Annotated in this window: 17 protein-coding genes and 1 pseudogene; 12 read left to right on the top strand and 6 right to left on the bottom strand. The window is 66.1% G+C overall.

Annotated features, from left to right (window positions below; genetic code table 11):
- The first annotated feature begins 66 nt into the window (after positions 1 to 66).
- From KZO24_RS20025 to KZO24_RS19995, 7 genes are all read left to right on the top strand, one after another.
- The gene (locus tag KZO24_RS20025) at positions 67 to 270 is read left to right on the top strand and encodes a hypothetical protein (RefSeq protein WP_486487599.1); all 204 of its coding nucleotides are present in this window, start codon (positions 67 to 69) and stop codon (positions 268 to 270) included.
- Between the two features lie 44 nt (positions 271 to 314).
- Positions 315 to 698: a DUF4198 domain-containing protein gene (locus tag KZO24_RS20020; protein ID WP_486487598.1), complete on the top strand. Its 384-nt coding sequence runs from the start codon at positions 315 to 317 to the stop codon at positions 696 to 698.
- A gap of 86 nt (positions 699 to 784) precedes the next feature.
- Positions 785 to 1,408: a TetR/AcrR family transcriptional regulator gene (locus tag KZO24_RS20015; RefSeq protein ID WP_271182834.1), complete on the top strand. Its 624-nt coding sequence runs from the start codon at positions 785 to 787 to the stop codon at positions 1,406 to 1,408.
- 854 nt (positions 1,409 to 2,262) lie between these two features.
- Positions 2,263 to 3,567 (top strand): efflux RND transporter periplasmic adaptor subunit, encoded by a 1,305-nt coding sequence (locus KZO24_RS20010; protein ID WP_486487735.1) that lies wholly within the window; start codon positions 2,263 to 2,265, stop codon positions 3,565 to 3,567.
- Positions 3,568 to 3,824: 257 nt separating this feature from the next.
- Positions 3,825 to 7,007, top strand: a complete 3,183-nt coding sequence (locus KZO24_RS20005; protein ID WP_271182836.1) for an efflux RND transporter permease subunit — start codon at positions 3,825 to 3,827, stop codon at positions 7,005 to 7,007.
- A gap of 166 nt (positions 7,008 to 7,173) precedes the next feature.
- Positions 7,174 to 8,571, top strand: coding sequence for an efflux transporter outer membrane subunit (locus KZO24_RS20000; protein ID WP_271182837.1), 1,398 nt, complete (start codon positions 7,174 to 7,176; stop codon positions 8,569 to 8,571).
- 251 nt (positions 8,572 to 8,822) lie between these two features.
- Positions 8,823 to 9,464 (top strand): GntR family transcriptional regulator, encoded by a 642-nt coding sequence (locus KZO24_RS19995; protein ID WP_271182838.1) that lies wholly within the window; start codon positions 8,823 to 8,825, stop codon positions 9,462 to 9,464.
- 135 nt (positions 9,465 to 9,599) lie between these two features.
- Here KZO24_RS19995 and KZO24_RS19990 read toward each other — a convergent pair whose 3' ends face one another.
- From KZO24_RS19990 to KZO24_RS19980, 3 genes are read right to left on the bottom strand one after another with little or no spacing between them, the layout of a single operon-like run.
- The gene (locus tag KZO24_RS19990) at positions 9,600 to 10,811 is read right to left on the bottom strand and encodes a CaiB/BaiF CoA transferase family protein (RefSeq protein ID WP_271182839.1); all 1,212 of its coding nucleotides are present in this window, start codon (positions 10,809 to 10,811) and stop codon (positions 9,600 to 9,602) included.
- A gap of 5 nt (positions 10,812 to 10,816) precedes the next feature.
- On the bottom strand, positions 10,817 to 11,728 hold the full coding sequence (locus KZO24_RS19985; protein WP_271182840.1) for a hydroxymethylglutaryl-CoA lyase: 912 nt from the start codon (positions 11,726 to 11,728) through the stop codon (positions 10,817 to 10,819).
- Positions 11,725 to 12,366: an isochorismatase family protein gene (locus KZO24_RS19980; protein ID WP_271182841.1), complete on the bottom strand. Its 642-nt coding sequence runs from the start codon at positions 12,364 to 12,366 to the stop codon at positions 11,725 to 11,727. The genes KZO24_RS19985 and KZO24_RS19980 overlap by 4 nt, the downstream gene beginning before the upstream one ends.
- A gap of 245 nt (positions 12,367 to 12,611) precedes the next feature.
- Here KZO24_RS19980 and KZO24_RS19975 point away from each other — a divergent pair, with 245 nt between their 5' ends.
- The 3 genes from KZO24_RS19975 (at position 12,612) to KZO24_RS19965 (ending at position 15,264) form a co-directional block, all read left to right on the top strand.
- Complete coding sequence (locus KZO24_RS19975) at positions 12,612 to 13,700, top strand: TauD/TfdA family dioxygenase (protein ID WP_271182842.1); 1,089 nt, start codon at positions 12,612 to 12,614, stop codon at positions 13,698 to 13,700.
- A gap of 382 nt (positions 13,701 to 14,082) precedes the next feature.
- On the top strand, positions 14,083 to 14,670 hold the full coding sequence (locus KZO24_RS19970) for a hypothetical protein (RefSeq protein WP_486487597.1): 588 nt from the start codon (positions 14,083 to 14,085) through the stop codon (positions 14,668 to 14,670).
- A gap of 33 nt (positions 14,671 to 14,703) precedes the next feature.
- Positions 14,704 to 15,264: a GDSL-type esterase/lipase family protein gene (locus KZO24_RS19965; RefSeq protein WP_486487596.1), complete on the top strand. Its 561-nt coding sequence runs from the start codon at positions 14,704 to 14,706 to the stop codon at positions 15,262 to 15,264.
- A 27-nt stretch (positions 15,265 to 15,291) separates the two neighbouring features.
- Here the strand turns inward: KZO24_RS19965 and KZO24_RS19960 are convergent, their stop codons facing one another.
- The 3 genes and pseudogenes from KZO24_RS19960 to alr form a co-directional block, all read right to left on the bottom strand.
- Positions 15,292 to 15,639, bottom strand: coding sequence for a RidA family protein (locus tag KZO24_RS19960; RefSeq protein WP_271182845.1), 348 nt, complete (start codon positions 15,637 to 15,639; stop codon positions 15,292 to 15,294).
- A gap of 32 nt (positions 15,640 to 15,671) precedes the next feature.
- Positions 15,672 to 16,922 (bottom strand): D-amino acid dehydrogenase, encoded by a 1,251-nt coding sequence (locus tag KZO24_RS19955; RefSeq protein ID WP_271182846.1) that lies wholly within the window; start codon positions 16,920 to 16,922, stop codon positions 15,672 to 15,674.
- A pseudogene (gene alr / locus KZO24_RS19950) lies at positions 16,919 to 18,066 on the bottom strand (alanine racemase). The gene KZO24_RS19955 and the pseudogene alr overlap by 4 nt, the downstream one beginning before the upstream one ends.
- A gap of 96 nt (positions 18,067 to 18,162) precedes the next feature.
- Between alr and KZO24_RS19945 the strand changes: the two are divergent.
- The gene (locus KZO24_RS19945; protein ID WP_271182848.1) at positions 18,163 to 18,630 is read left to right on the top strand and encodes an Lrp/AsnC family transcriptional regulator; all 468 of its coding nucleotides are present in this window, start codon (positions 18,163 to 18,165) and stop codon (positions 18,628 to 18,630) included.
- 259 nt (positions 18,631 to 18,889) lie between these two features.
- A complete protein-coding gene (locus tag KZO24_RS19940; RefSeq protein ID WP_271182849.1) occupies positions 18,890 to 21,169 on the top strand; it encodes a TonB-dependent receptor in 2,280 nt (759 codons plus the stop codon).
- Positions 21,170 to 21,245 lie beyond the last annotated feature (76 nt).

Below are 21,245 nucleotides of genomic sequence, written 5' to 3'. Positions count from 1 at the left end.
CAGATGCGCGATCACCGACACCGCCTTTGCAACAGGGCCGCATGGCGGCACGTAACGGAGATCGAAATGACCATCACGAAACTTGCCCCGCTGCTGTTGGCCTTCGCTGCCCCGGCCGTTCAGGCGCACGAAGTGTGGATCGAGCGCGACGGCACCGGCCCGGCCCGCATTTACCTCGGCGAACCAGCCGAAGTACTGCCCGAGAAGGGGATCCCGAATTCCATCACCTCAAGGCGCCCAAGCTGCTGCCGACGAGCACTGCCGCCCTGACCCGCAAGGCGGGCTACCTTGAAGTCGCCGTCCCCGCAGGCGACGTGCGCGCTCACGACGACACCGTGTTCGAGCCTTGGGGCGATGAGGGCAAGAAGGAAGGCGTCGCCTATTACGCCCGCGCCGGCCGCTCAGAGGCACGCGCGGTGATGCCGCTGGAAATCGCCCCGGTCTCGGCGGGCGGCGACCGCTTCCATCTCGTCCGCGACGGCAAGCCGGTGGCCGATGCAGAAGTCACCGTGATCTCGCCGGATAAGTGGACGAAGTCGGTCAAGACCGATGCGCAGGGTAGCTTCGCCCTGCCCACCCGCGACAAGGGCCGCTACCTGCTGACGGCCTCGCAGAAGGACGAAGCCGGCGGGGATACCACGCTCGGCAAGGTCGCCGTGCTGCACCGTATCGCTACCACCAGCTTTACCATCGACTGAACCGGACGGCGTGGGGCCGCAGGCAACTCAATGACACACTTGTCACACTGGACTCTGCTTGCGGCCGCACCTATATACCGCCCGGTATGAAATGTTCCGCTCCCTCTGCGGGCTCCGTGACAACGCGGGGCCGCCCTCGCGAATTCGACCCTGACGAGGCCCTTGCGGCCGCGCTCCGGGTGTTCTGGACTCGCGGTTACGAGGGTGCGTCGATGGCGGAACTGACCGAGGCGATGGGCATCACCAAGCCCAGCCTTTATGCCTGTTTCGGCAACAAGGAAGCGCTCTTCAAGAAGACGCTTGACCTCTACGAGCGCGACAAGCTGGCCTACATGGGCAAGGCGCTGGAAGCGCCCACCGCGCGCGGCGTGGCCGAACGGCTGCTGACCGGCGCGCTGGCGACTCACTGCGGCGAGAAAGATCCGCACGGCTGCCTCGGCGTGATCAGCACCGTGGCCTGCACGCCCGAGGCGGACTCGATCCGCGCCGACGTCATCAAGCGCCGCGCCTCTTCGGAAGCCGCCGTCATCAAGCGCTTCGAGCAAGCGCGCGACGAAGGCGACCTGCCTGACAGCGTCTGCCCTACCAAGCTCGCGGGTTGCCTCACCACCGTGCTGCAGGGCCTTTCGGTCAAGGCACAAGGCGGCGCGGGATCGGAAGAACTGCAGGGTACTGCGGATACGTTCCTGGCGATGTGGCCGGGGCGCTAACGGCGATCTCCGTCACTCCGGTTTTCCGCTGGAAATCCGTGTTCGACAGCTTGGGCGATTTGTCCAATGGGCAGATCGTCCATTATTTCGCACTTGCGGAAAAAATTTCGTTCAACGCGGGTTCAGCCTCTTGAAACGCTCTCCAGAGTCCTAATCTACCGGGCGGTACAGAAAGCCGCTTGACGTGACCCGGACCTGAATATATACCGCTTGGTATAGAAACGAACCGCCCGAATCGCCTCCCCCGGCCTCGGGTATTCCCATCACCGACCGGTCCTGACCGGCCGCCTGACAGTTGCACTCCCACCCGGGAAGCGGCTCGATGACACACATCCGGCTCATGCCGACGACTGGACATTCGCGTGTCCGGCCTCGGGAGAGCCTTACCCGCATCCTTCCGGCTGCCCCAAGCCGGAAGCCGCCCCGGCGCGCACCCTTCCCCCTGTCCCGGGGTGCGCGCCGGGGCACACCCGAACTCGCCCTACTTACGCAGGAGCACGGATATGGCCTTCATCGACTTTTCCGATGCAGCGCTGCAGGCGCTGCCCATTTCGCTGGCCCCATCGGCCAACACCGCCAGCGAGCCGCTGACCCTTACCGAGCGGCGCATCCTCGCTCTTGCGCGGACCGACGGGATGCAGTCGCTGAAACCGGCGCGCAAGCGCGGCTGGTTCCTGCGGTTCGTCCTCGGCCCTACGCCGCCCTCGCCCACGCTGGCGAACGAACGCCTCGAAGCGCTGCGCCGTCTGGCCGTGCGCGCCTGGCACCATGGTTACACCCTGCCGGTCTCGGCGCTGAAGGAAGCCCGCGCAGCAGGCTGGTCCGAGGCCAAGATCGGCGCCGTCATCGACACCATCGGGCGCACCCGCGCCCCTTCCGGAGCATCGCCGCGTGACAGTCGCGACCAAACTCGAAATCCCTCCGAATACGCTTCCGGCGAACAGACCACCGAGCAGCGCACCGGATCACGACGTGCCCAGATCGCCATCGGCGCGCTGGCGCTCGTCGCGGTCGCCGGGCTTGGCTGGAAGTTCATCGGCGGCACCGAACCCGCCGCTGCCCTACCCCCGCCCGCACTGGTGCAGGTGGCCCATCCGCTGGTGAAGGACGTCACCGAGTGGGACGACTATGTCGGCCGCTTCGCCCCCAGCAAGACGGTCGAAGTGCGTCCGCGCGTCTCGGGCGCCATTACCCAGGTGCTGTTCAGGGACGGTGACTACGTGCAGGCCGGACAGGCGCTGTTCGTGGTCGATCCGCGCCCTTACGCCGCCTCGCTCGCCGAAGCGCGGGCGGATGCGGCTTCGGCCAGCGCCACCCTCGCGCTCGCCCGTTCGGACTATGCTCGCGTCGCCGGTCTGACCGGGGACGAGGCGATGGCCGCCAGCGAAGTCGACAACCTGCGCTCGCGCGTCCGTGCCGCCGAGGCTGCTCTTGCGGCGGCTCAGGCGCGGGTGCGTTCGCGCAGCCTCGATGTGGAATTCGCCACCGTGCGCGCGCCGATCTCGGGCCGCGTGTCGGATCGCCGGGTGGACGCGGGCAACCTCGTCTCGGGCGATGCCGGGGCGAACGCCACGCTGCTGACCACGATCAACGCCGTCAGCCCGATCTACTTCACCTTCGACGCCTCTGAATCGCTGTTCCTCAAGGCGCAGCGCGACAAGGCCAAGGGCGCCACTTCCGACGTGGAGGTGCGTCTTCAGGACGAAGCCGCCTATCGCTGGAAGGGCAAGCTGGACTTCACCGACAACGGGTTGAACCCCAGCTCCGGCACCATCCGCATCCGCGCCAGCCTCGACAACAAGGACGGTTTCCTGACGCCTGGCATGTTCGGCAACATGCGCCTCGCCAATGGCGGAACCGTCAAGGCGACGCTGGTTCCCGACGCCGCCGTGCGTTCGGACCAGACCCGCAAGGTGGTGATGGTCGTCGGCAAGGACGGCACCGTCGCCGCCAAGCCGGTCGAGGTCGGGCCGCTGGTGGACGACCTGCGCGTGATCCGTTCCGGGCTGGATGCGGGCGATTCGGTGATCGTCTCGAACTACCAAGCGGCGATCCCGGGCACCAAGGTGACTACCAAGGTGGGCCGGATCGAGCGCGGCAAGGTCGAAAGCGCTCCGGCGCCGGCCGAGCCGGCGGCGGCGCAGGCGACGTTCAACTGATGACTGCACAGTAACAGACCCGTCATTCCCGCGAAGGCGGGAACCCATCTCCTGCCGGTGCCTGTCGAACGGGCATCAGATGGGTCCCCGCCTTCGCGGGGATGACGGGAGTTTTGCGCGGAACCCATGCGTCCCCAGCAAAGGGCGCCGGGGCTCCGCTTACCCGACTTTCGCGCCAACCGGCGCGCCCGGCTTCCCAAGTTGCAGGCACACCGCCCGCAGCCCGGACTGACGCGCGCCCATCAGGGGCACTCCCAATGCGACTTTCCCGCTTCTTCATCGACCGTCCGATCTTCGCGGGCGTCGTCGCGGTGATCATCACCATCGTCGGCGCCATCGCGTTCATCGGCCTGCCGGTGAGCCAGTACCCGGACATCGTTCCGCCCACCGTCACGGTCAACGCGCAGTATCCCGGCGCCTCGGCCGAGACCGTCGCCGACACCGTCGCCGCTCCGATCGAGCAGGAGATCAACGGCGTCGACAACATGCTCTACATGGACTCGCAGTCGACCGGCGACGGCAAGGTGACGATCACCGTCACCTTCAAGATCGGCACCGACCTCGACGCCGCGCAGGTGCTGGTGCAGAACCGCGTCGCCATCGCCGAACCGCGCCTTCCCGACGCAGTGCGCTCGATGGGCGTGGTCACCAAGAAGGCCAGCCCGGACTTCCTGATGGTGGTCAACCTGCAGTCGCCCGACGGCACGTACGACCGCGACTACATCTCCAATTATGCGCTGACCCAAGTGAAGGACCGCCTCGCCCGTCTCGACGGCGTGGGCGACGTCCAGACTTTCGGCGCGCGCGACTACGGCATGCGCATCTGGATCGATCCGGGCCGCGCCGCGCAGCTCAACCTGACCGCCGGCGAGATCGTCGCCGCCCTGCGCGCGCAGAACGTGCAGATTTCGGCGGGTGCCATCGGTGCGCCCCCGTTCGACAAGGGCAACGCCTACCAGATCGGCGTCGAGGCGCAGGGCCGCCTGACCGAGCCGCAGCAGTTCGCCGACATCATCGTGCGCACCGATGCGGACGGCCATCAGGTCCGCGTGCGCGATGTCGCCCGCGTGGAACTGGGCGCGCAGGACTACACCACCAACACCTACCTTTCGGGCAACCCTACCGTCGTCATGGCGGTGATGCAGCGCCCCGGCTCCAACGCGCTCGAAACCGCCAAGCTGGTGCGTTCCGAGATGGACGCCATGCAGGCCAAGTTCCCCAAGGGGCTTGAATACTCGGTCATCTACAACCCCACCGAGTTCATCGGCCAGTCGATCGACGCGGTGTACCACACGCTGTTCGAGGCGGTGATCCTCGTCGTCCTCGTGATCCTGGTGTTCCTGCAGAACTGGCGCGCGGCGATCATCCCGATCCTCGCGATCCCGGTCTCGCTGGTCGGCACCGCGATCATGCTGATGGCGGTGGGCTATTCGCTCAACAACCTCTCGCTGTTCGGCCTCGTGCTCGCCATCGGCATCGTCGTCGACGACGCGATCGTCGTGGTCGAGAACGTGGAGCGCTACATCGAGGAGGGCCTGACCCCGCTCGAAGCCGCCCGCCGCTCGATGGACGAAGTGTCCGGCGCGCTGGTGGCGATCGTGCTGGTCCTCTGCGCGGTGTTCGTGCCGACGCTGTTCATCACCGGCATCTCGGGCCAGTTCTACAAGCAGTTCGCAGTGACGATCTCGACCGCCACGGTGATCTCGCTGGTGCTGTCGCTGACGCTCTCGCCCGCGATGGCCGCGCTGCTGCTCAAGCACAAGGAGCGGGTCGGACCCGAAGCTCCCCGCTGGCGCCGCGTGCTCCAGTCGGGCGCGGACAAGTTCAACCACGGCTTCGACCGCATGAGCGCCAGCTACGCGCGCCTCACCCTGCGTCTGGTCAAGGCCCCCACGCGCATGATGGCGACCTATGCCGCCCTCATCGCCGGAACCGTGGGCCTGTTCTGGGCGACGCCGACCGGCTTCATCCCGCAGCAGGACCAGGGCTACTTCCTTGCCGCCGCGTTCCTGCCCTCGGGCTCCTCGCTGGAGCGCACGGATGAAGTGACCAAGGACATCGCCAAGCGTCTCCTGCCAATCAAGGGCATTCGCGGCGCGGTGATGTTCGCCGGCTTCCACGGCCCCTCGCGCACCGCATCGCCGGATTCGGCCGCGATCTACTTCCCGTTCAAGAGCTTCGAGGAGCGCAAGGAACTGGGCGTGACCGGCGCAGAGATCATGGCGCAGGCACAGGAGGCCCTGAAGGGCTACGACAAGGCCATGGTCCTCGTCATTCCGCCGCCGACCATCAACGGCATCGTCCCCCCGGGCGGCTACCGCATGATCGTGGAGGACAACGAAGGTCGCGGCTACACCGAACTCGCCAAGGCGGCGGGCGGCGTGATCGGCAAGGCCAACCAGCAGAAGGATCTGGCGCAGGTCTACACCCTGTTCAACCAGGACACCCCGCGCGTGTTCACCGACATCGACCGCCGCAAGGCCGACATGCTCGGCATCCCGCCCGAGCGCGTGTTCGAGACGCTGCAGGTCTACCTCGGCTCGGCTTACGTGAACGACTTCAACCTGCTCGGCCGCACCTTCCGCGTCACCGCGCAGGCGGATCAGGGCAGCCGCGGCTCGATCGCCGACCTTGCCAACCTGAAGACCCGCTCGAACTCCGGCGCGATGGTGCCGATCGGTTCGGTCGCCACCTTCCAGGACAAGACCGGCCCCTACCGCGTGGTGCGCTACAACCTGCACCCCGCCGTGGAAGTCGACGGCAGCGTGGCGCCTGGCTTCTCGACCGGACAGGCCCTCTCCACCATGGAGAAGGTCGCGAACGAGACGCTCCCCTCGGGCTACAGCTTCGAATGGACCGGCATCGCCTACCAGCAGGTGACGGCGGGCAACACGGCGGCGATCGTCTTCGGCATGGCCGTGGTCTTCGTCTTCCTCGTGCTGGCCGCGCAGTATGAAAGCCTGACCTTGCCGCTGGCGATCGTGCTGATCGTGCCGATGTGCCTCTTCGCGGCCATGGCGGGCGTGAACCTGCGGGGCATGGACAACAACATCCTCACCCAGATCGGCCTCGTCGTGCTGATCGCGCTGGCGGCCAAGAACGCGATCCTCGTGGTCGAATTCGCCAAGCAGGCCGAGGAGGAACAGGGCATGGGCATCGTCGAGGCGGCCGTCTACGCCGCGCAGACCCGCCTGCGTCCGATCCTGATGACCAGCTTCGCGTTCATCCTGGGCGCAGTCCCGCTGGTGATCGCGCAAGGCGCCGGCGCGGAACTGCGGCAGGCGCTGGGCACGGCGGTGTTCTTCGGCATGACCGGCGTCACCGGCTTCGGGCTGCTGTTCACGCCCACGTTCTACGTGGTATGCCGGGGTCTGGCGGAAAAGCTGCGCCGCCGTCCGCGCGGGGCTCACGCGGACCTCCACGCGGTTCCGGCTGAGTAACGCAAGGGCGGCGCCGAGGCCCTTCGACAAGCTCAGGGCGAGCGGGGTTGGGATTTATCCCGCCCCCTCGCCCAAGGCTTCGCGAAATCCCCCAACCTCCGCTCATGCTGAGCTTGTCGAAGCACGGCCGCCCACCTCACGATTTCATCGACACAGGACATATCCGATGATGAAGCAGACTTTAGCGGCCCTCCTCGCCGCCACCGCCCTTTCCGCCTGCGCCGTCGGGCCGGACCATGTGGCCCCGACCCCGCCCGCTTCGGCCGAGGCCCCGTTCGTCGGCGTGCAAAGCGCGGACGTCACCACGGCGGCCCCCGACGACACCTGGTGGAAGCTCTACAACGACCCGGCGCTGAACGCCCTCGTCACCGACGCGCTGGCCGCCAACACCGACATCCGTGTCGCCGTGGCGCGCATCGAGAAGGCCCGCGCCACCTTGCGCGGATCGCGCGCCGACCGCCTGCCCTCCACCGACCTCAGCGCCACCGGCACGTACGGCCGCGTGTCGGAAAGCCAGGTGCTGCCCGGCTTCGACCGCGAGGGCCGCCGGGTCGATGGCGGGCTCTCGGTGAACTACGAGGTGGACCTGTTCGGCCGCGTCAAGCGCGGTATCGAAGCCTCGCGCGCGGACCTCGCCGCCGCGCAGGAGGACGCCGACGCGGTGCGTGTCACGGTGGTCGCCGACACCGTGCGCGCCTATGTCGACGCCACCAGCGCCAACGAACAGATCGACGTCGCCCAGCGCACCGTCGACCTGCTCGCCCGCTCGGAGCGTATCACCAATGCCCGCTTCGAACGCGGCCTCAACCAGAAGCTGGACGTCATCCGCGTCACCCAACTGCGCGAGGCGCAGGCTGCCGCCATCCCGACGCTTCAGGCCCGCCGCGACGCCGCCCTGTTCCGCATCGCCGTCCTGACCGGCCGCACCCCGCAAGACTTGCCCGACAGCGTGATCGCCCGCGACACCACCCCCAACGTCGCCACCCCCATCCCGGTCGGCGACGGCGCCACGCTGCTCGCCCGCCGCCCCGACGTGAAGGCCGCCGAGCGCCGCCTCGCCGCCGACACCGCGCGCATCGGCGTGGCGACGGCGGACCTCTACCCGCGCATCACGCTGGGCGGCTCGATCGGCACCACGGCGGTCGGCGCGACCGACGTGTTCGGCGGCGGCCCGCTGCGCTGGCTGCTCGGCCCGCTGATCTCGTGGGCCTTCCCCAACCAGGAAGCGATCCGCGCCCGCATCAACGAAAGCAAGGCCGACGCCAAGGCCGACCTCGCCACCTTCGACGGCACCGTGCTGACCGCGCTGGGCGAAACCGAGACGGCCCTGTCCGCCTACCGCAACGCCCTGCTCCGGCAGGAACGCCTCGCCGCCTCACGCGACGCGGCGAACCGCGCGGCCAACGTCAGCCTCGCCCGCCAGAGCCGGGGCCAGATCGATGCGCTCAACGTCCTCGACGCCCAGCGCACGCTGGCGAGCGCCGAAGCGGATTCCGCAGCCGCGAAACGCGAGGTCGCCTTCGCGCAAGTCGATCTGTTCCGCGCGCTGGGAGGGCGGTGGTAGAACCCCACTTCCATCATTGCGAGCATAGCGAAGCAATCCAGGGCGACACAGAACTGCCTGGATTGCTTCGCTATGCTCGCAATGACGAGAGGAGGACTATTTAGTATACAAAGCACTTTCTCCAAGACCTCCGTTGGCATATCATCGTGAGGGTTGCCGTGCGCATCGAAGCCGTCGTTCGCGGAGGTTAAGGTAACGCTGTGGCCCCCTTGTGTGCCGTTGAGTGCCGTTGTGTGCCGGGAAGGTTTTGAGTGTCGAAAGCCAGCGATCAGGCCTACGAAGAGCTGCGCAGCCGCATCCTGTCAGGCGAACTCGCGCCCGGCACGCAGCTGAAGGAAGAGGAACTGGCGACCTTGTGCGGTGTCTCGCGCACCCCGGTTCGCGCCGCGATCCGCCAGCTTGAGGCCGAACTTTTCGTCCGCCGCACCGACAGCCAGCGCTCCTTCGTCGCCGAGTGGAACAACGACGATCTGGAAGAAGTCTTCGTGCTGCGCGGCATGCTCGAAGCCTACGCCGTCCGCCGCGCCGCCACCCGCGCCAACGCGAGCGTCATCTCCGGCTTGAACGCCGCGAACGAGGCGATGCGTACGGTGATCGAGGCGCTAGACTTCGACCTGCCCGCCTACCTTGCCGCCAATGCCCGCTTCCACGCGCTGATCCTGGAGACGGCGGCCTCCGACCGCCTCGCCTCGCTGCTCGGCAAGCTGGTGTTGCAGCCGGTGGTACAGCAGACGGTGCGCGCCTACAGCCGCGAGCAACTGCTGCGCAGCTACCGCGAGCACGTCGAGATCACGACCGCCCTGGCCCAGCGCGATCCCGACTGGGCCGAAGCGCTGATGACGGCGCACATTCGCCGCGCGCTTCACGCCAGGCTGGAGCCTGCGGAGGGGTGATTGCCCCCTTATCCTCCCTGTCCCGCAGCGATGGGGAGGTAGCACCCGCAGGGCTGCCGGAGGGGTTATCCCCCTCCACTACCCGCTTCGCGGGCGGTCCCCCTCCCCATTCCTGCGGAACGGGGAGGATAGTGATCAGATCGCCGCGCCGGCCTTCAGGGCCGCGATTTCGTCCTCGCTCATGCCCAGCAGGTCGCCGTAGATCTCGGCATTGTCCTGCCCGATCTCCAGCGGCGCGCGGCGGCGAACCGAAGACGGCGTCGCCGAGAGCTTGGGGAAGGCGTTTTGCATCTTGAACGAACCCCACTGCGGATGCTCGACGTCGATCAGCGCCTCGCGCGCGGCGAAGTGCGGGTCGGACAGCATCTCCGGCGCCCGGTAGATCTTGCCGGCGGGGATCGAGAATTCGATCATCTTCTCCTCCAGTTCGTCCACCGTCAGCGTGCGGGTCCAATCGGAGATGAGATCGTCCAACTCGGTCTGGCGCTCGCCGCGTGCCACGTGGGTCGCATAGCGCTCGTCGGTGCCGAGTTCGGGGCGGCCCATGGCCTGACACAGCCGCTTGAAGATCGCGTCCTGATTAGCGCCGATCAGGTACTCGCCGTCGCTGGTGGGATAGACGTTCGACGGCGCGATACCTTCAAGGATCGAGCCGGTACGCTTGCGGACATGGTCGGAAACCATGTACTCGGGCACCAGGCTCTCCATGACCTGCAGCACCGCCTCGTAGAGCGCGCTGTCCACCACCTGGCCCTTGCCGGTGCGCTCGCGGGCGTGGAGCGCGGCCAGCGCGCCCATGCAGCCGTAAGTCGCGGCAAGGCTGTCACCGATGGAGACGCCCATGCGGCTCGGCGCGCGGTCGGGATCGCCGACGATGTAGCGCCATCCGCCCATGGCCTCGCCGATGCCGCCGAAGCCCGCGCGCGAGGAATACGGCCCGGTCTGGCCGTAGCCCGAAACGCGCACGATGATCAGGCGCGGGTTGATCTCATGCAGCACGTCCGGGCCGAGGCCCCACTTTTCCATGGTGCCGGGCTTGAAGTTCTCGATCAGGATGTCGGCGTGGGCGACGAGCTTGCGCACGATCTCCTGACCTTCGGGCACGCGCAAGTTGGCGCTGACCGACTTCTTGTTGCGGGCGACCACTTCCCACCACAGCTTGGCGTCGCCGTGGCCCCAGTTGCGCATGGGGTCGCCGCCGCCTTTCCCGTCGATCTGCGGCGGTTCGACCTTGATGACTTCGGCGCCCATGTCGCCCAGCAACTGGCCGCAGAACGGCCCTGCGATGAGCTGGCCGAGTTCGACCACGCGGATGTCGGTCAAGGCTCCGGTGTTAGGGGTGTCCATGGCGGTCAGGCTTTCTGTTCGATGGTCTGCGGGAACGAGCCGGCGCGGCTCACCATTGCGGGAAGGGGCTTGTTCATGATCGTTTCCAGCCACTTGGCGTGGCCGATCGCGGCAGCAAGGTCGTAGCCGGTCGCGACATCCGAGCGATCCAGCATGTAGAGCAGGTCTTCGGTGGCGATGTTGCCGGTGGCGTTGGGCGCGAAGGGACAGCCGCCGATCCCGCCAAGCGCGGCGTCGAGCGTGGTCGCCCCCGCCTCGATCGCGGCCCAGGCATTGGCGATGCCGGTGTTGCGCGTGTTGTGGAGGTGGACGCGGACCGGAATGCCGCCGATCGCCTCGCGCACTTGGGTTACGAGGCGCGATACCTGGGCGGGCACGGCGACGCCGATGGTGTCGGCTAGCGCGATCTCGCGCGGGGCCACTTCGGCGAGCTTGCGGGCCATGGCGACGACGCGTTCGGCGGGCACTTCGCCTTCGAACGGGCAGCCGAACGCGGCGCCGATGGTCACCTGACCGCTCTTGCCCGCTGCCTTGGCGGCCTGCACGATTTCGGAGGCGACGGCGATGGATTCGTCGCTGGTCTGGCCCTGGTTGCGCATCGCGAAACCGTCGGTCGAGACGCAGACCGCGCCCGCTTCGTCGATACCGGCGGCGAGACCGCGCTCCAGCCCGCGCATGTTCATGACGAGGCCCACGTACGTCAGGTCGCCCCGGCGCGGCAGCATGGCGAGGAGTTCGTCAGTGCCCGCCATCTGCGGCACCTTCTTGGGGTTCACGAAGCTGCCGACCTCGATCCGGCGGGCGCCGCAGTCGATCAGGCGGCGGATCAGTTCGGCCTTGTCTTCCAGCGAGACGAGAACTTTCTCGTTCTGCAAGCCGTCGCGCGGGGCAACTTCGACGATCTCGATCGCGGTCATCGAATGGTCTCCAGTTCGGACAGATAGGTGATGATCGCCTCTTCCGAGACGACGTCTGCATATTTCGCGTTCATGTCGAAGAGGTTGGCCTTGTGCGGCTCGGGATGGCGATCGCCGCAGGCGTCGGCGACGACGGCGGTGCGGAAGCCGTGCGACATGGCATCCACGCAAGTCGCGCGCACGCAGCCGCTGGTGGACAGGCCGCCGAGGATCACCTGGTCGATGCCCCGCGCGGTCAGCGTCGCGGCCAGCGAAGTTCCGAAGAACGCGCTGGGGTACTGCTTGGACAGCACGATCTCGTCCGTCTGCGGCTCCAGCCCCTTGGGCCATGCCCCCATCGGGTTGCCTGCTACGAAAGCCTCGAGCGCGGGCACTTTCTCGAAGAAGCGGCCGCCGTCGACGCCGCCGGGATGATAAATCACGTTGGTCAGGATCACCGGCACGCCTGCCACCCGAGCGGCCTTGCGTATCCGCAGCGCCGATGCAAGCGCGGTCTCGACCCCGGCATAGAGGGGGCTGTCGGGAGCGAAGTAGGCTTCGACGAAATCGATCAGGATCAACGCCGGGCGCTGCCCGAAACCGGCCTTGCCGCCGAATGCTCCGGCGTAATTGTCTTCCAGCGCAGCATTCGCCGCCATCGCATAAGCTCCCGGTGAGCCGTCGAATCAACACGGCTACATTTTGCATTTTTAGTATACAAAAAATCACTTAGTCAACGTAAATCAGCCCGATGCGCAGGGTTTGAACCGAAATCAGTGCACAGAAACGGGTTACGGCGTTGGTCCTCAGGGTGTTTTCGCGCACGTTCGCGTGCGTCCAGCATCAAGACATCGCTTTGCTGTCATGCCTAGAGTGCCGCTACTCGTCACAGGAGACATGCCGCATGACCGTCGCCGAAGTCCGTTCTTCCGCTCTTGGCCCCGTGCTGACCGCCGCCGCGTGGCGCGGGGACCGTCTCATGGAGGGGCAGGAGTGGGTCTACGAACTCGATGCGGCCCAGCTCGCCGAACTGGAAACGCTGGGAAAGCGCTTCCTCGAGGACGACCCGGACCTTCGCTTCGTACAGGCACAGGACTACCCGCTGCTCGCCTGTGCAGAAGCGGTGGCTGCATGGCGGGACGACGTGGATTTCGGACGCGGCTTCGTGTTGGTGCGCGGGCTGCGCTCGGACCTTTATTCGGACGCACTATCCTGCGCGATCTACTACGTGCTCGGCCTGCACATGGGCGATCCGATCCGCCAGAACGAGATGGGCGACCTGCTCGACCACGTCTACGCCACCAGCGACAAGACGATGGACGATCCCACTGCGAAGTCCTCCAAGGTGCGCGACAAGCTGGTCTATCATTCCGACAGTTCGGACATCGTGGCGCTGATGTGCCTGCGCGGCGCCCGCGAGGGCGGACTGTCGTGTCTGGTCTCGGGCGCGGAGATCTACAACGAAATCCTGCGCCGCCGACCGGACCTTGCGCATCTACTGCTGGAGCCGTTCCACTGGGACTGGCGGCGACAGGACCAGGAGGCTCCGGCCGATACCTATACCTCCCCGGTGGTGAGCGTCGAGGACGGGGTGTTCTCGATGTACGCAGGCTCGCTCTACATCGTGACGGCGCAAGAGTACCCCGGCGTGCCGAAGCTGACCGAGGACCAGCTGGAAGTGCTACGCCTCTTCGACGAGATCACGTACGAGCCGGGCATGGCGATCGCCATGGACTTCCGGCCCGGAGACATCCAGTGGCTGTCGAACTACGCCGCGCTCCATTCGCGCACCGAGTTCTTCGACTGGCCCGAACCCCAGCGCAAGCGCCATCTCCTGCGCCTCTGGCTGTCGAGCAAGACCGACCGCCCGGTGGTCGAGGGCTTCGGCAAGAACGGTGTCGTGCAGCAGCGAGACGCTCACCGTGACGGCGTGGAGCATCCCGATGCGCGCTTCTCGATCCGTACGATGTCCGTTCCGCGTCTGATCTCCTGATCCGGCTCCTCGTCATGGCAGTCAGATTCGATCTGGAAGACTTCGCGAAACGTCGCGACCTGTACGCGCTTGCCGCCATATGAAATGGGAATACCGGTGCATGTTTCCGCAATTGCCCTGCTGGCAGGCATTGCGACCTTGGCCGCCGTTCCGGTCGAGGTCGACCTGATCCGCTCACGGTTCAGGGCTCCCAAGGATGTGGTCCCGGCGGCGAAGAAGTAAGCGGCGGCCGGCTGGCAATTGCCCTGGATTGCCTCGGCCCTTAGGGCTTCGCAATGAACAAGGGGATGCGGAGACGGAGGGCGTCACACCTACCCTCACCGCATCACAACCCTCCAAAGGGGCTGGACAGTGGCCCGGCTGCTCCGACAAGAGAGGCGGCATGAAGACCAAGATGTTTCTGGCCGCCCTCTGCGGAGCCGCCCTGATCTCCGTTCCGGCCCACGCAGCTGTAAAATGGGCTGGCGCATGGGGTTATGCCCCGGCCGACAGTGGTACGGGAGAACCGGAACAGCCCGCCGGAACTTACCGCTACCGCGTGCGGCTGACGCAGGCAGGCGATGCAATGCAGCTCACCTTCAGTAACGCGGAAGGAGACAAGGCAATCGCGATCGGCGCGGTGACGATCGCGAGTCCATCGGGGCCGGTGGGGACGGAGACCGGGGCGAACCCGGTCCATCCGATCCGCTTCTCGGGATTGCAGGCGGTGGCGCTGCCCAAGGGTGGAACGGTGATCAGCGATCCGATCCTCGCGCCGTTCCACAATGCGCAGGACGTGATCGTCAGCGTGACCTTCTCTACCCCGACGCGGCCCGGTCGCACCAACCTCGGCATGGAGATGGCCTTCGCGCCCGCGACGCCGGGGGCGAGCTTCACGCCGATCAAGGTCAGGCCCTATCTCTCGCTGGTGTCGGTGCGTTCGCCGCAGGCACCTTGCACCGTGGTGGCCTTCGGGGATCTCGATCACTGACGGCTTCCTCGGCCTTTCGCCCCAGACGCGCGGTTGGCCCGGCCGTCTGGCCGAGCGGCTCGCCTCCTTCCCGCCGCCCAGCGTTGCGGCGTCGTCAACATGGGGATCAGCGGCAATCGGGTGTTGAAAGCGGGCCGGGCGAACTCCGCGCTCGACCGCTTCTGGCGCGACGTGGCCAGCGTTCCGAACGTCACCCACGTGATCTTCCTCGAAGGCATCAACGACATCGGCGCAGGTACGGAAACCGGCCCCGACGCGGTGACGGCGGAACAACTGCTCTACGGCTACCGTCAGTTCGTGGAGCGCGCCCATGCTCTCGGGATCAAGGTGATCGGCGGGACCATGACCCCGGCCCTGCGCGCCGGGTACATGTCGCCGGTCAAGGAGCGGGTGCGCCAGTCGGTCAACGCCGCGATCCGCAGCGGCAGGGTCTTCGACGGGATCGTGGATTTCGAGGCGGCCGTGCGCAACCCCGCCGCGCCATCCGACCTGAGGCCCGAATTCGATCCGGGCGATCACCTCCACCCCAACGACGCGGGGCTGAAGGCGATGGGCGACGCGGTCGATCTGGCCACGCTGAAGCGCCTGCCCTGACAGGCGCCCCGACGCAGCCGGGTTGGGTTACGCCTTGGCGGCGATCATGATGATCTCGACCTTGTAGCCGGGTTCGAACAGCTTCGCCTCGCCGGTCGCGCGGGCAGGCGCGGGGTGGCCGGCGATCCATGCGTCCCAGGCCGCGTTCATTTCCGCAAAGTCCGCCATGTCGGCGAGCCAGATCGTGGCCGATAGCAAATGGTCGCGATCGCTGCCGGTGCGCGCCAGCAGCGCGTCGATCTCGGCGAGCGCCACGCGGGTCTGCTCGGCGACGCTCTCGCCCGGATTGCCGATCTGGCCAGCGAGGTAGATGGTGTCACCATGGATCACCGCTTCGCTCATGCGCGCGCCCTGATCGATGCGGGTTATCGTCATGTGTGGTCCTCTTGAGTGCCGTTGAGTGCCGCTCAATAACGGTTGATCGCAAGATCGGAAGCCTCGATCGCAGGGCGGCGACCAGCGATGAGGTCGGTGATGACGTGGGCCGAACCGCAAGCCATGGTCCATCCCAGCGTGCCGTGTCCGGTATTGAGGAACAGGTTCGGGATGCGCGTCGGACCGATCACCGGGGTACTGTCGGGCGTCATCGGCCGCAGCCCGCACCAGAAGCTTGCGGCTTCCAGATCGCCCCCGCCGGGGAACAGCGACCCCGCCGAATGTTCCAGCGTGGCGCGCCGTTCAGGTGGCAAGTCACGGGAAAAACCTGATATTTCTGCCATTCCACCTACACGGATGCGATCCCCCAGACGAGTGATTGCCACCTTGAAGCTCTCGTCCAGCAGAGTCGAGACGGGCGCCCGCGCCTCGTCGATGATCGGTACTGTCAACGAGTACCCCTTGACCGGGTAGACAGGCAGCCGAACACCGAGCGGCGCCACCAACTGCGGTGAGAAACTACCCATCGCGACAAGGAAGGCATCTGCGGAGACCGTGCCTTTGTCCGTCTCTACCCGGACGATCCGGCCACTCTCTTCGACCAGCCGTTGAACGTTGATTCCATTGCGGAATTCGACGCCCTTCGCTGCAGCCATTGCCGCCAGAGCATTGGTGAACTTGAAGCAGTCACCCGTCTCGTCATTAGGCAGCCGCAACCCTCCCGCGATCGGCGCGGTGCTGGCGGCAAGTCCCGGCTCGGCAGCGATGCAGCCAGCGCGGTCGAGCACCTCGAAGGGAACACCGTCCGCTTTCAGAACGGCGATGTCCTTGCCGATGCCGTCGAGTTGCTTTTGCTCGCGGAACAATTGCAAGGTGCCTTGGCTGCGCTCGTCGTAGCGGATACCGGTTTCCCGGCGCAGCGCGATCAGGCAATCACGGCTGAATTCCGCGAGGCGCACCATGCGGCTTTTGTTGATCGCATAATCTCTCGCATTGCAATTGCCGAGCATGGCGACAAGCCAGCGCAGCATGGCCATGTCGGCGTGCGGCCGCAGGATTAGCGGCGCGTGCTTCATCATCAGCCATTTCACCGCCTTCATCGGGATCCCGGGCGCGGCCCATGGCGAGGCATAGCCCGGTGAGATCTCTCCGGCATTGGCAAAACTGGTTTCCAGCGCAGGCCCCTCCTGCCGGTCGATCACGACCACGTCATGCCCCGCCTCGGCCAGATACCATGCCGAAGTGACGCCGATGACTCCGCTGCCGAGAATGACGATCTTCATGCGATGTTGCTCCGGTCGAGCGCGCGCGTTCGGACGGGGCGATAGTCCCGATCGTAGCGGTGGCTGAGCTGGGTGAGGATTTCGTAGGAGATCGTGCCGGCGTCGGATGCGACCTGATCGACAGTCTGGTTCGGGCCTATCAGTTCGACGGGGGCGCCGGGATACAGGTGCTCGGTCGGAACGTCGGTGACGTCGAGCGTGATGCTGTCCATCGACACCCGCCCGACGATCGGCGCCCTAACCCCCGCGATATAGGCCGCACCGCGATTGCCGAGGCAGCGTGGCCAGCCATCGGCATAGCCCACCGGTATCGTCGCGATGCGCGTCTCGCGCGAGGCATGGAATGTCAGACCATAACCCACGCCCGTACCCGGTTGGATGGTGCGCAGCTGCGCAATCGGTGCCTCCAGGCCTACGACCGGTTGCATCGGGTTCGGCCCGGTCCCGGGGTTCCCGCCGTAAAGGGCGATACCTGCGCGCACGAGGTCGAAATGCCCGCGAGCGTGGAACGTTCCCCCGCTGTTGTCGAGTGCTCGGGGAACATCGGGGAACTGCGCAGCAACCGCCTCGAAGCTTGCTTGCTGAGCCGCGTTTGCCGGGTCATTCGGATCATCGGCACAAGCGAGATGGCTGATGATGAAGCGCAGTTCGATCCCATCGAGCAGGCTCGGCGTGACGACCAGGCGCGCGATCTCATCGGGGGCAGCCCCATGCGCGACATGCCGGTATCGACCTGAAGGACTGCAGGCAGCGTCTCGCTTCGCAGGAGCGCCTGAGCGGACCAGCGCTCGATCTGGTCCAGAGAATTGAGCACCGGGATGGCACCCAGTTCGGCGCACTGCGCATCCAGCCCCGGAAGCAGACCGTTGAGAACATAGATTTGCGCCTCGCCCGTCAGATTCGGCAGCAGGGCTTCCGCCTCGCTGAAGAGGGCCACGAAAAGATGGCGGCAACCCTGAGCCATGAGCGTTTGCGCTGCCGTAACTGCACCGAGGCCGTAGCCATCCGCTTTGACGACTCCGCCGGCCTGCGCAGGCGCCACCCGGTCGCGGACAAGGCGATAGTTGGCTGCGAGAGCCTCCAGGTCGATGGTAAGGCGTGCAGAGGTTATCACGAAGCCCCCTTGGCGATCCAATGCCTGCATCGTATCGCATGACCACGCAAATGGGCTGCCGAATACTCTAATATTATGCCACATTATGCGATGTTGCACACGATAATGCGGAGAAATCACAAGATCATGCCTATGGCCGCCGACGCCGTCGATCGCGCGATTCTTCGCCTTCTGCGTCTGGACGGGCGACGCCCGAATTCCGAGATCGCCGAAGAGGTCGGCCTGTCGCCATCGGCATGCCTGCGTCGCATCCGCTTGCTCGAGGATCGCGGCGTGATTCGCGGCTACACCGTGCTCACGGGGCCTGACGACGATGACGAACGCGGGGTGGACGTCGTCGTCCAGGTCACGCTGGACCGTCAGACCGACGACTACCTGTCGCGCTTCGAACATGCGGTGCGGCAATGCCCCGAAGTGCGAGAGTGTTTCCTGATGACAGGTGACGTGGACTACTGGTTGCGCCTGCGCACGGAAAGCGTCGCGGCCTACGAGGCGATCCACGGCGAGGTGCTCTCTCGCCTGCCCGGCGTCACCCGCATCAACTCCAGCTTCGCCATGCGGGACGCGATGCGCCCGCGCCGCGCGAGAAAATAGCGCTGCAGATCCCCTTGATTTCGGGTTTCGCCGCAATGCGGCCTTGACCTTCCCCATCGCATCGGCTTTCCGGGCGCCGCTACCATTCACGTGGTTGTGCGCAAAAAATGGGCAACCTCCGACATTAAATGTCCATTTTTTGAGCAATAATATTTCTTGTATATACATTATCGACTCGGCACTATGCGAGTCGTCAACAGGGATGAAGGTGACCGGCCGCCAGAAGCCGCCTTCGCCATATTGAGGGAAAAGACAGTCGATGACCGTTCACAGCAAGTTTCGTCGCGCCTTTCTGAATTGCGGGGTCGCTTCCGCCGTTTTCACTCTCGCCAACGTCGTGCCTGCGGCTGCCCATGCCCAGGCTGCTGACGAAGCCGCCCAGAATGGCAACGACATCGTCGTGACCGCACTGCGCCGCGACACCACGGTGCAGACCACGCCGATGGCGATCACCGCCCTCACCGGCGAGACGCTGACCAATGCCGGCGTCACCAACATCGCCGACTATGCCAAGTTCGTCCCCTCGCTGCGCATCCAAGACAACGGCCCCGGCCAGCGCCGCGTGAGCCTTCGCGGCGTGCAGGCATCGGGCGAGGCGACCGTGGGCGTCTATTACGACGACACCCCCGTCACCGGTTCGGTCGGCGTATCGAGCGACGCGGCGGGCCGTACCGCCGACTTCACCCTGTTCGACGTCAACCGCATCGAAGTGCTGCGCGGGCCGCAGGGCACGCTCTACGGCGCCAGCTCGATGGGCGGCGCGATCCGCGTGATCTTCAACAAGCCCACGCAGGAATACGAGGGCACCGTCGAAGGCCAGGCCATGACCACCAAGGGCGGCGGCTTCGGCTACTTCGTCAACGGCATGGTCAACGTGCCGCTGGTCAAGGACGTGCTGGCCGCGCGCGCGGTGCTCTACCGCCGCGACAGCGACGGCTACATCGACAATACCTACCTGAACCGCAAGAACGTCAACGACTACACCGCCACGGGCGGCCGCCTGATGCTGCGCTTCACGCCGACTTCCAACTTCACGATCGACGGCACCGCCGCGTTCGAGAACACCGATGCGGTCTCCGCCACCTGGAACCCCTCGGTCGGCAAGTACAAGTCGGCGGCGCAGGTCAACCTGCCCTATACCGACAAGTCGCAGCTCTACAGCCTGACCGCGAACTGGGACGTGGGCTTCGCCAACCTGACCTCGATCACCAGCTACCAGCACCGCAAGTCGGCTTATGCCGCCGATGACAGCTACTACATCGGCACTTACCGGACCGAGGCCAAGTGCGCGTCCTACACCGGCAGCGCCTGCTCGTCCGACACGCTGGCCAGCTACTACGATTATCTCGACAGCATCAGCCCGGCGGCGATCTACTATCCGGGATCGACCAAGGACTTCACGCAGGAAGTGCGCCTCAGCTCCACCGAGGGTGGCCCGATCGACTGGACCGTCGGCGCGTTCTTCCAGAACCGCAAGAACCACGTCACCTCCGAAGACGCCCTGGCCGACGACGCCACCGGCGAGATCATCTTCCCGGTCCAGCTGATCTATCGCCGCGAGATCTTCGACAAGCTCAAGCAGGTCGCCGTCTTCGGCGAGGGTACGTACCACGTCACCCCGTCGCTGAGCCTCACCGCCGGCATCCGCTATTACGACTACGACAAGACCGTCACCGGCTATACCGACATCGCCTGGACCCTGATCGGAGCGCCCGAACGCCCGGTCAGCACCGTCAAGTCCTCGGCCGACGGCACGCTGCTCAAGTTCAACGCCTCGTGGCAGGCCAACCCCGACATGCTGTTCTACGCGACGGCATCGCAGGGCTACCGTCCGGGCGGCGCCAACCAGGTCATCGGCCTCTCGGCGGACCTGACCCCGTACCAGGCCGACAAGCTGTGGAACTATGAAGTCGGCAGCAAGCTCAGCCTGCTGGGCCGCGCGCTGACCCTGAACCTTGCCGCGTTCCAGATCGACTGGGACAACATGCAGGTCAGCGGGCGCACCACCAACGGCGCCTACTCGTTCCTGTCCAACGCCGGCGCCGCGCGCATCCGTGGCCTCGAGGCCGAAGCCTTCGTGCGTCCGGTCAAGGGCGTGCAGCTGAACTTCTCGGGCAACTATCTCGACGCCAAGCTGACCGAGGACCAGGTGAACGACGCCGTCGTCGCCGCCGGCCGCGCCGGGGACCGCATCCCCTACATCCCGCACTTCGCCGGATCGGTGGGTGCCGAATACCGCACGCCGGTCAGCGATACGGTCGAGTTCTTCGCTCGCGGAGACCTCAACTACGTCGGCTCGTCCTATTCGGAGTTCCGTCCCACCAACGTCTACCGCGTGAAGATGGACGACTATGTCCTCGCCAACTTGCGCGTCGGCTTCGAGCTGCCGGAAAGCGATGCGGGCATCTACCTGTTCGTGAACAACGTCTTCGACGCGGTCGCGATCAACCGCGCATCGATGTCGTCCACGCCCAACAGCTACGCTGCCACCTCGGCCGCGCCGCGCACCATCGGCGTGAACGTGCGTCGCAGCTTCTGATGCTCACCCCGACTTCGTCATTGCGAGCGTAGCGAAGCAATCCAGGGCGGTGCCCGCCGCTCTGGATTGCCGCGGC

It is taken from the genome of Novosphingobium sp. NFX11 (assembly GCF_057376415.1).
Note: the sequence above shows the minus strand (reverse complement) of the source record. Positions and strands in the feature narration are given on the sequence as shown.

What these genes read in the sequence shown, in the direction of transcription:
- KZO24_RS19945 (WP_271182848.1), top strand. Translation starts at nt 18,163, where the DNA reads ATGCCTATGGCCGCCGACGCCGTCGATCGCGCGATTCTTCGCCTTCTG.
- KZO24_RS19990 (WP_271182839.1), bottom strand. Translation starts at nt 10,811, where the DNA reads ATGGACACCCCTAACACCGGAGCCTTGACCGACATCCGCGTGGTCGAA.
- KZO24_RS19980 (WP_271182841.1), bottom strand. Translation starts at nt 12,366, where the DNA reads ATGGCGGCGAATGCTGCGCTGGAAGACAATTACGCCGGAGCATTCGGC.
- KZO24_RS19940 (WP_271182849.1), top strand. Translation starts at nt 18,890, where the DNA reads ATGACCGTTCACAGCAAGTTTCGTCGCGCCTTTCTGAATTGCGGGGTC.
- KZO24_RS20025 (WP_486487599.1), top strand. Translation starts at nt 67, where the DNA reads ATGACCATCACGAAACTTGCCCCGCTGCTGTTGGCCTTCGCTGCCCCG.
- KZO24_RS19975 (WP_271182842.1), top strand. Translation starts at nt 12,612, where the DNA reads ATGACCGTCGCCGAAGTCCGTTCTTCCGCTCTTGGCCCCGTGCTGACC.
- KZO24_RS19985 (WP_271182840.1), bottom strand. Translation starts at nt 11,728, where the DNA reads ATGACCGCGATCGAGATCGTCGAAGTTGCCCCGCGCGACGGCTTGCAG.
- KZO24_RS20015 (WP_271182834.1), top strand. Translation starts at nt 785, where the DNA reads ATGAAATGTTCCGCTCCCTCTGCGGGCTCCGTGACAACGCGGGGCCGC.
- KZO24_RS20000 (WP_271182837.1), top strand. Translation starts at nt 7,174, where the DNA reads ATGATGAAGCAGACTTTAGCGGCCCTCCTCGCCGCCACCGCCCTTTCC.
- KZO24_RS20005 (WP_271182836.1), top strand. Translation starts at nt 3,825, where the DNA reads ATGCGACTTTCCCGCTTCTTCATCGACCGTCCGATCTTCGCGGGCGTC.
- KZO24_RS19955 (WP_271182846.1), bottom strand. Translation starts at nt 16,922, where the DNA reads ATGAAGATCGTCATTCTCGGCAGCGGAGTCATCGGCGTCACTTCGGCA.
- KZO24_RS19970 (WP_486487597.1), top strand. Translation starts at nt 14,083, where the DNA reads ATGAAGACCAAGATGTTTCTGGCCGCCCTCTGCGGAGCCGCCCTGATC.
- KZO24_RS19960 (WP_271182845.1), bottom strand. Translation starts at nt 15,639, where the DNA reads ATGACGATAACCCGCATCGATCAGGGCGCGCGCATGAGCGAAGCGGTG.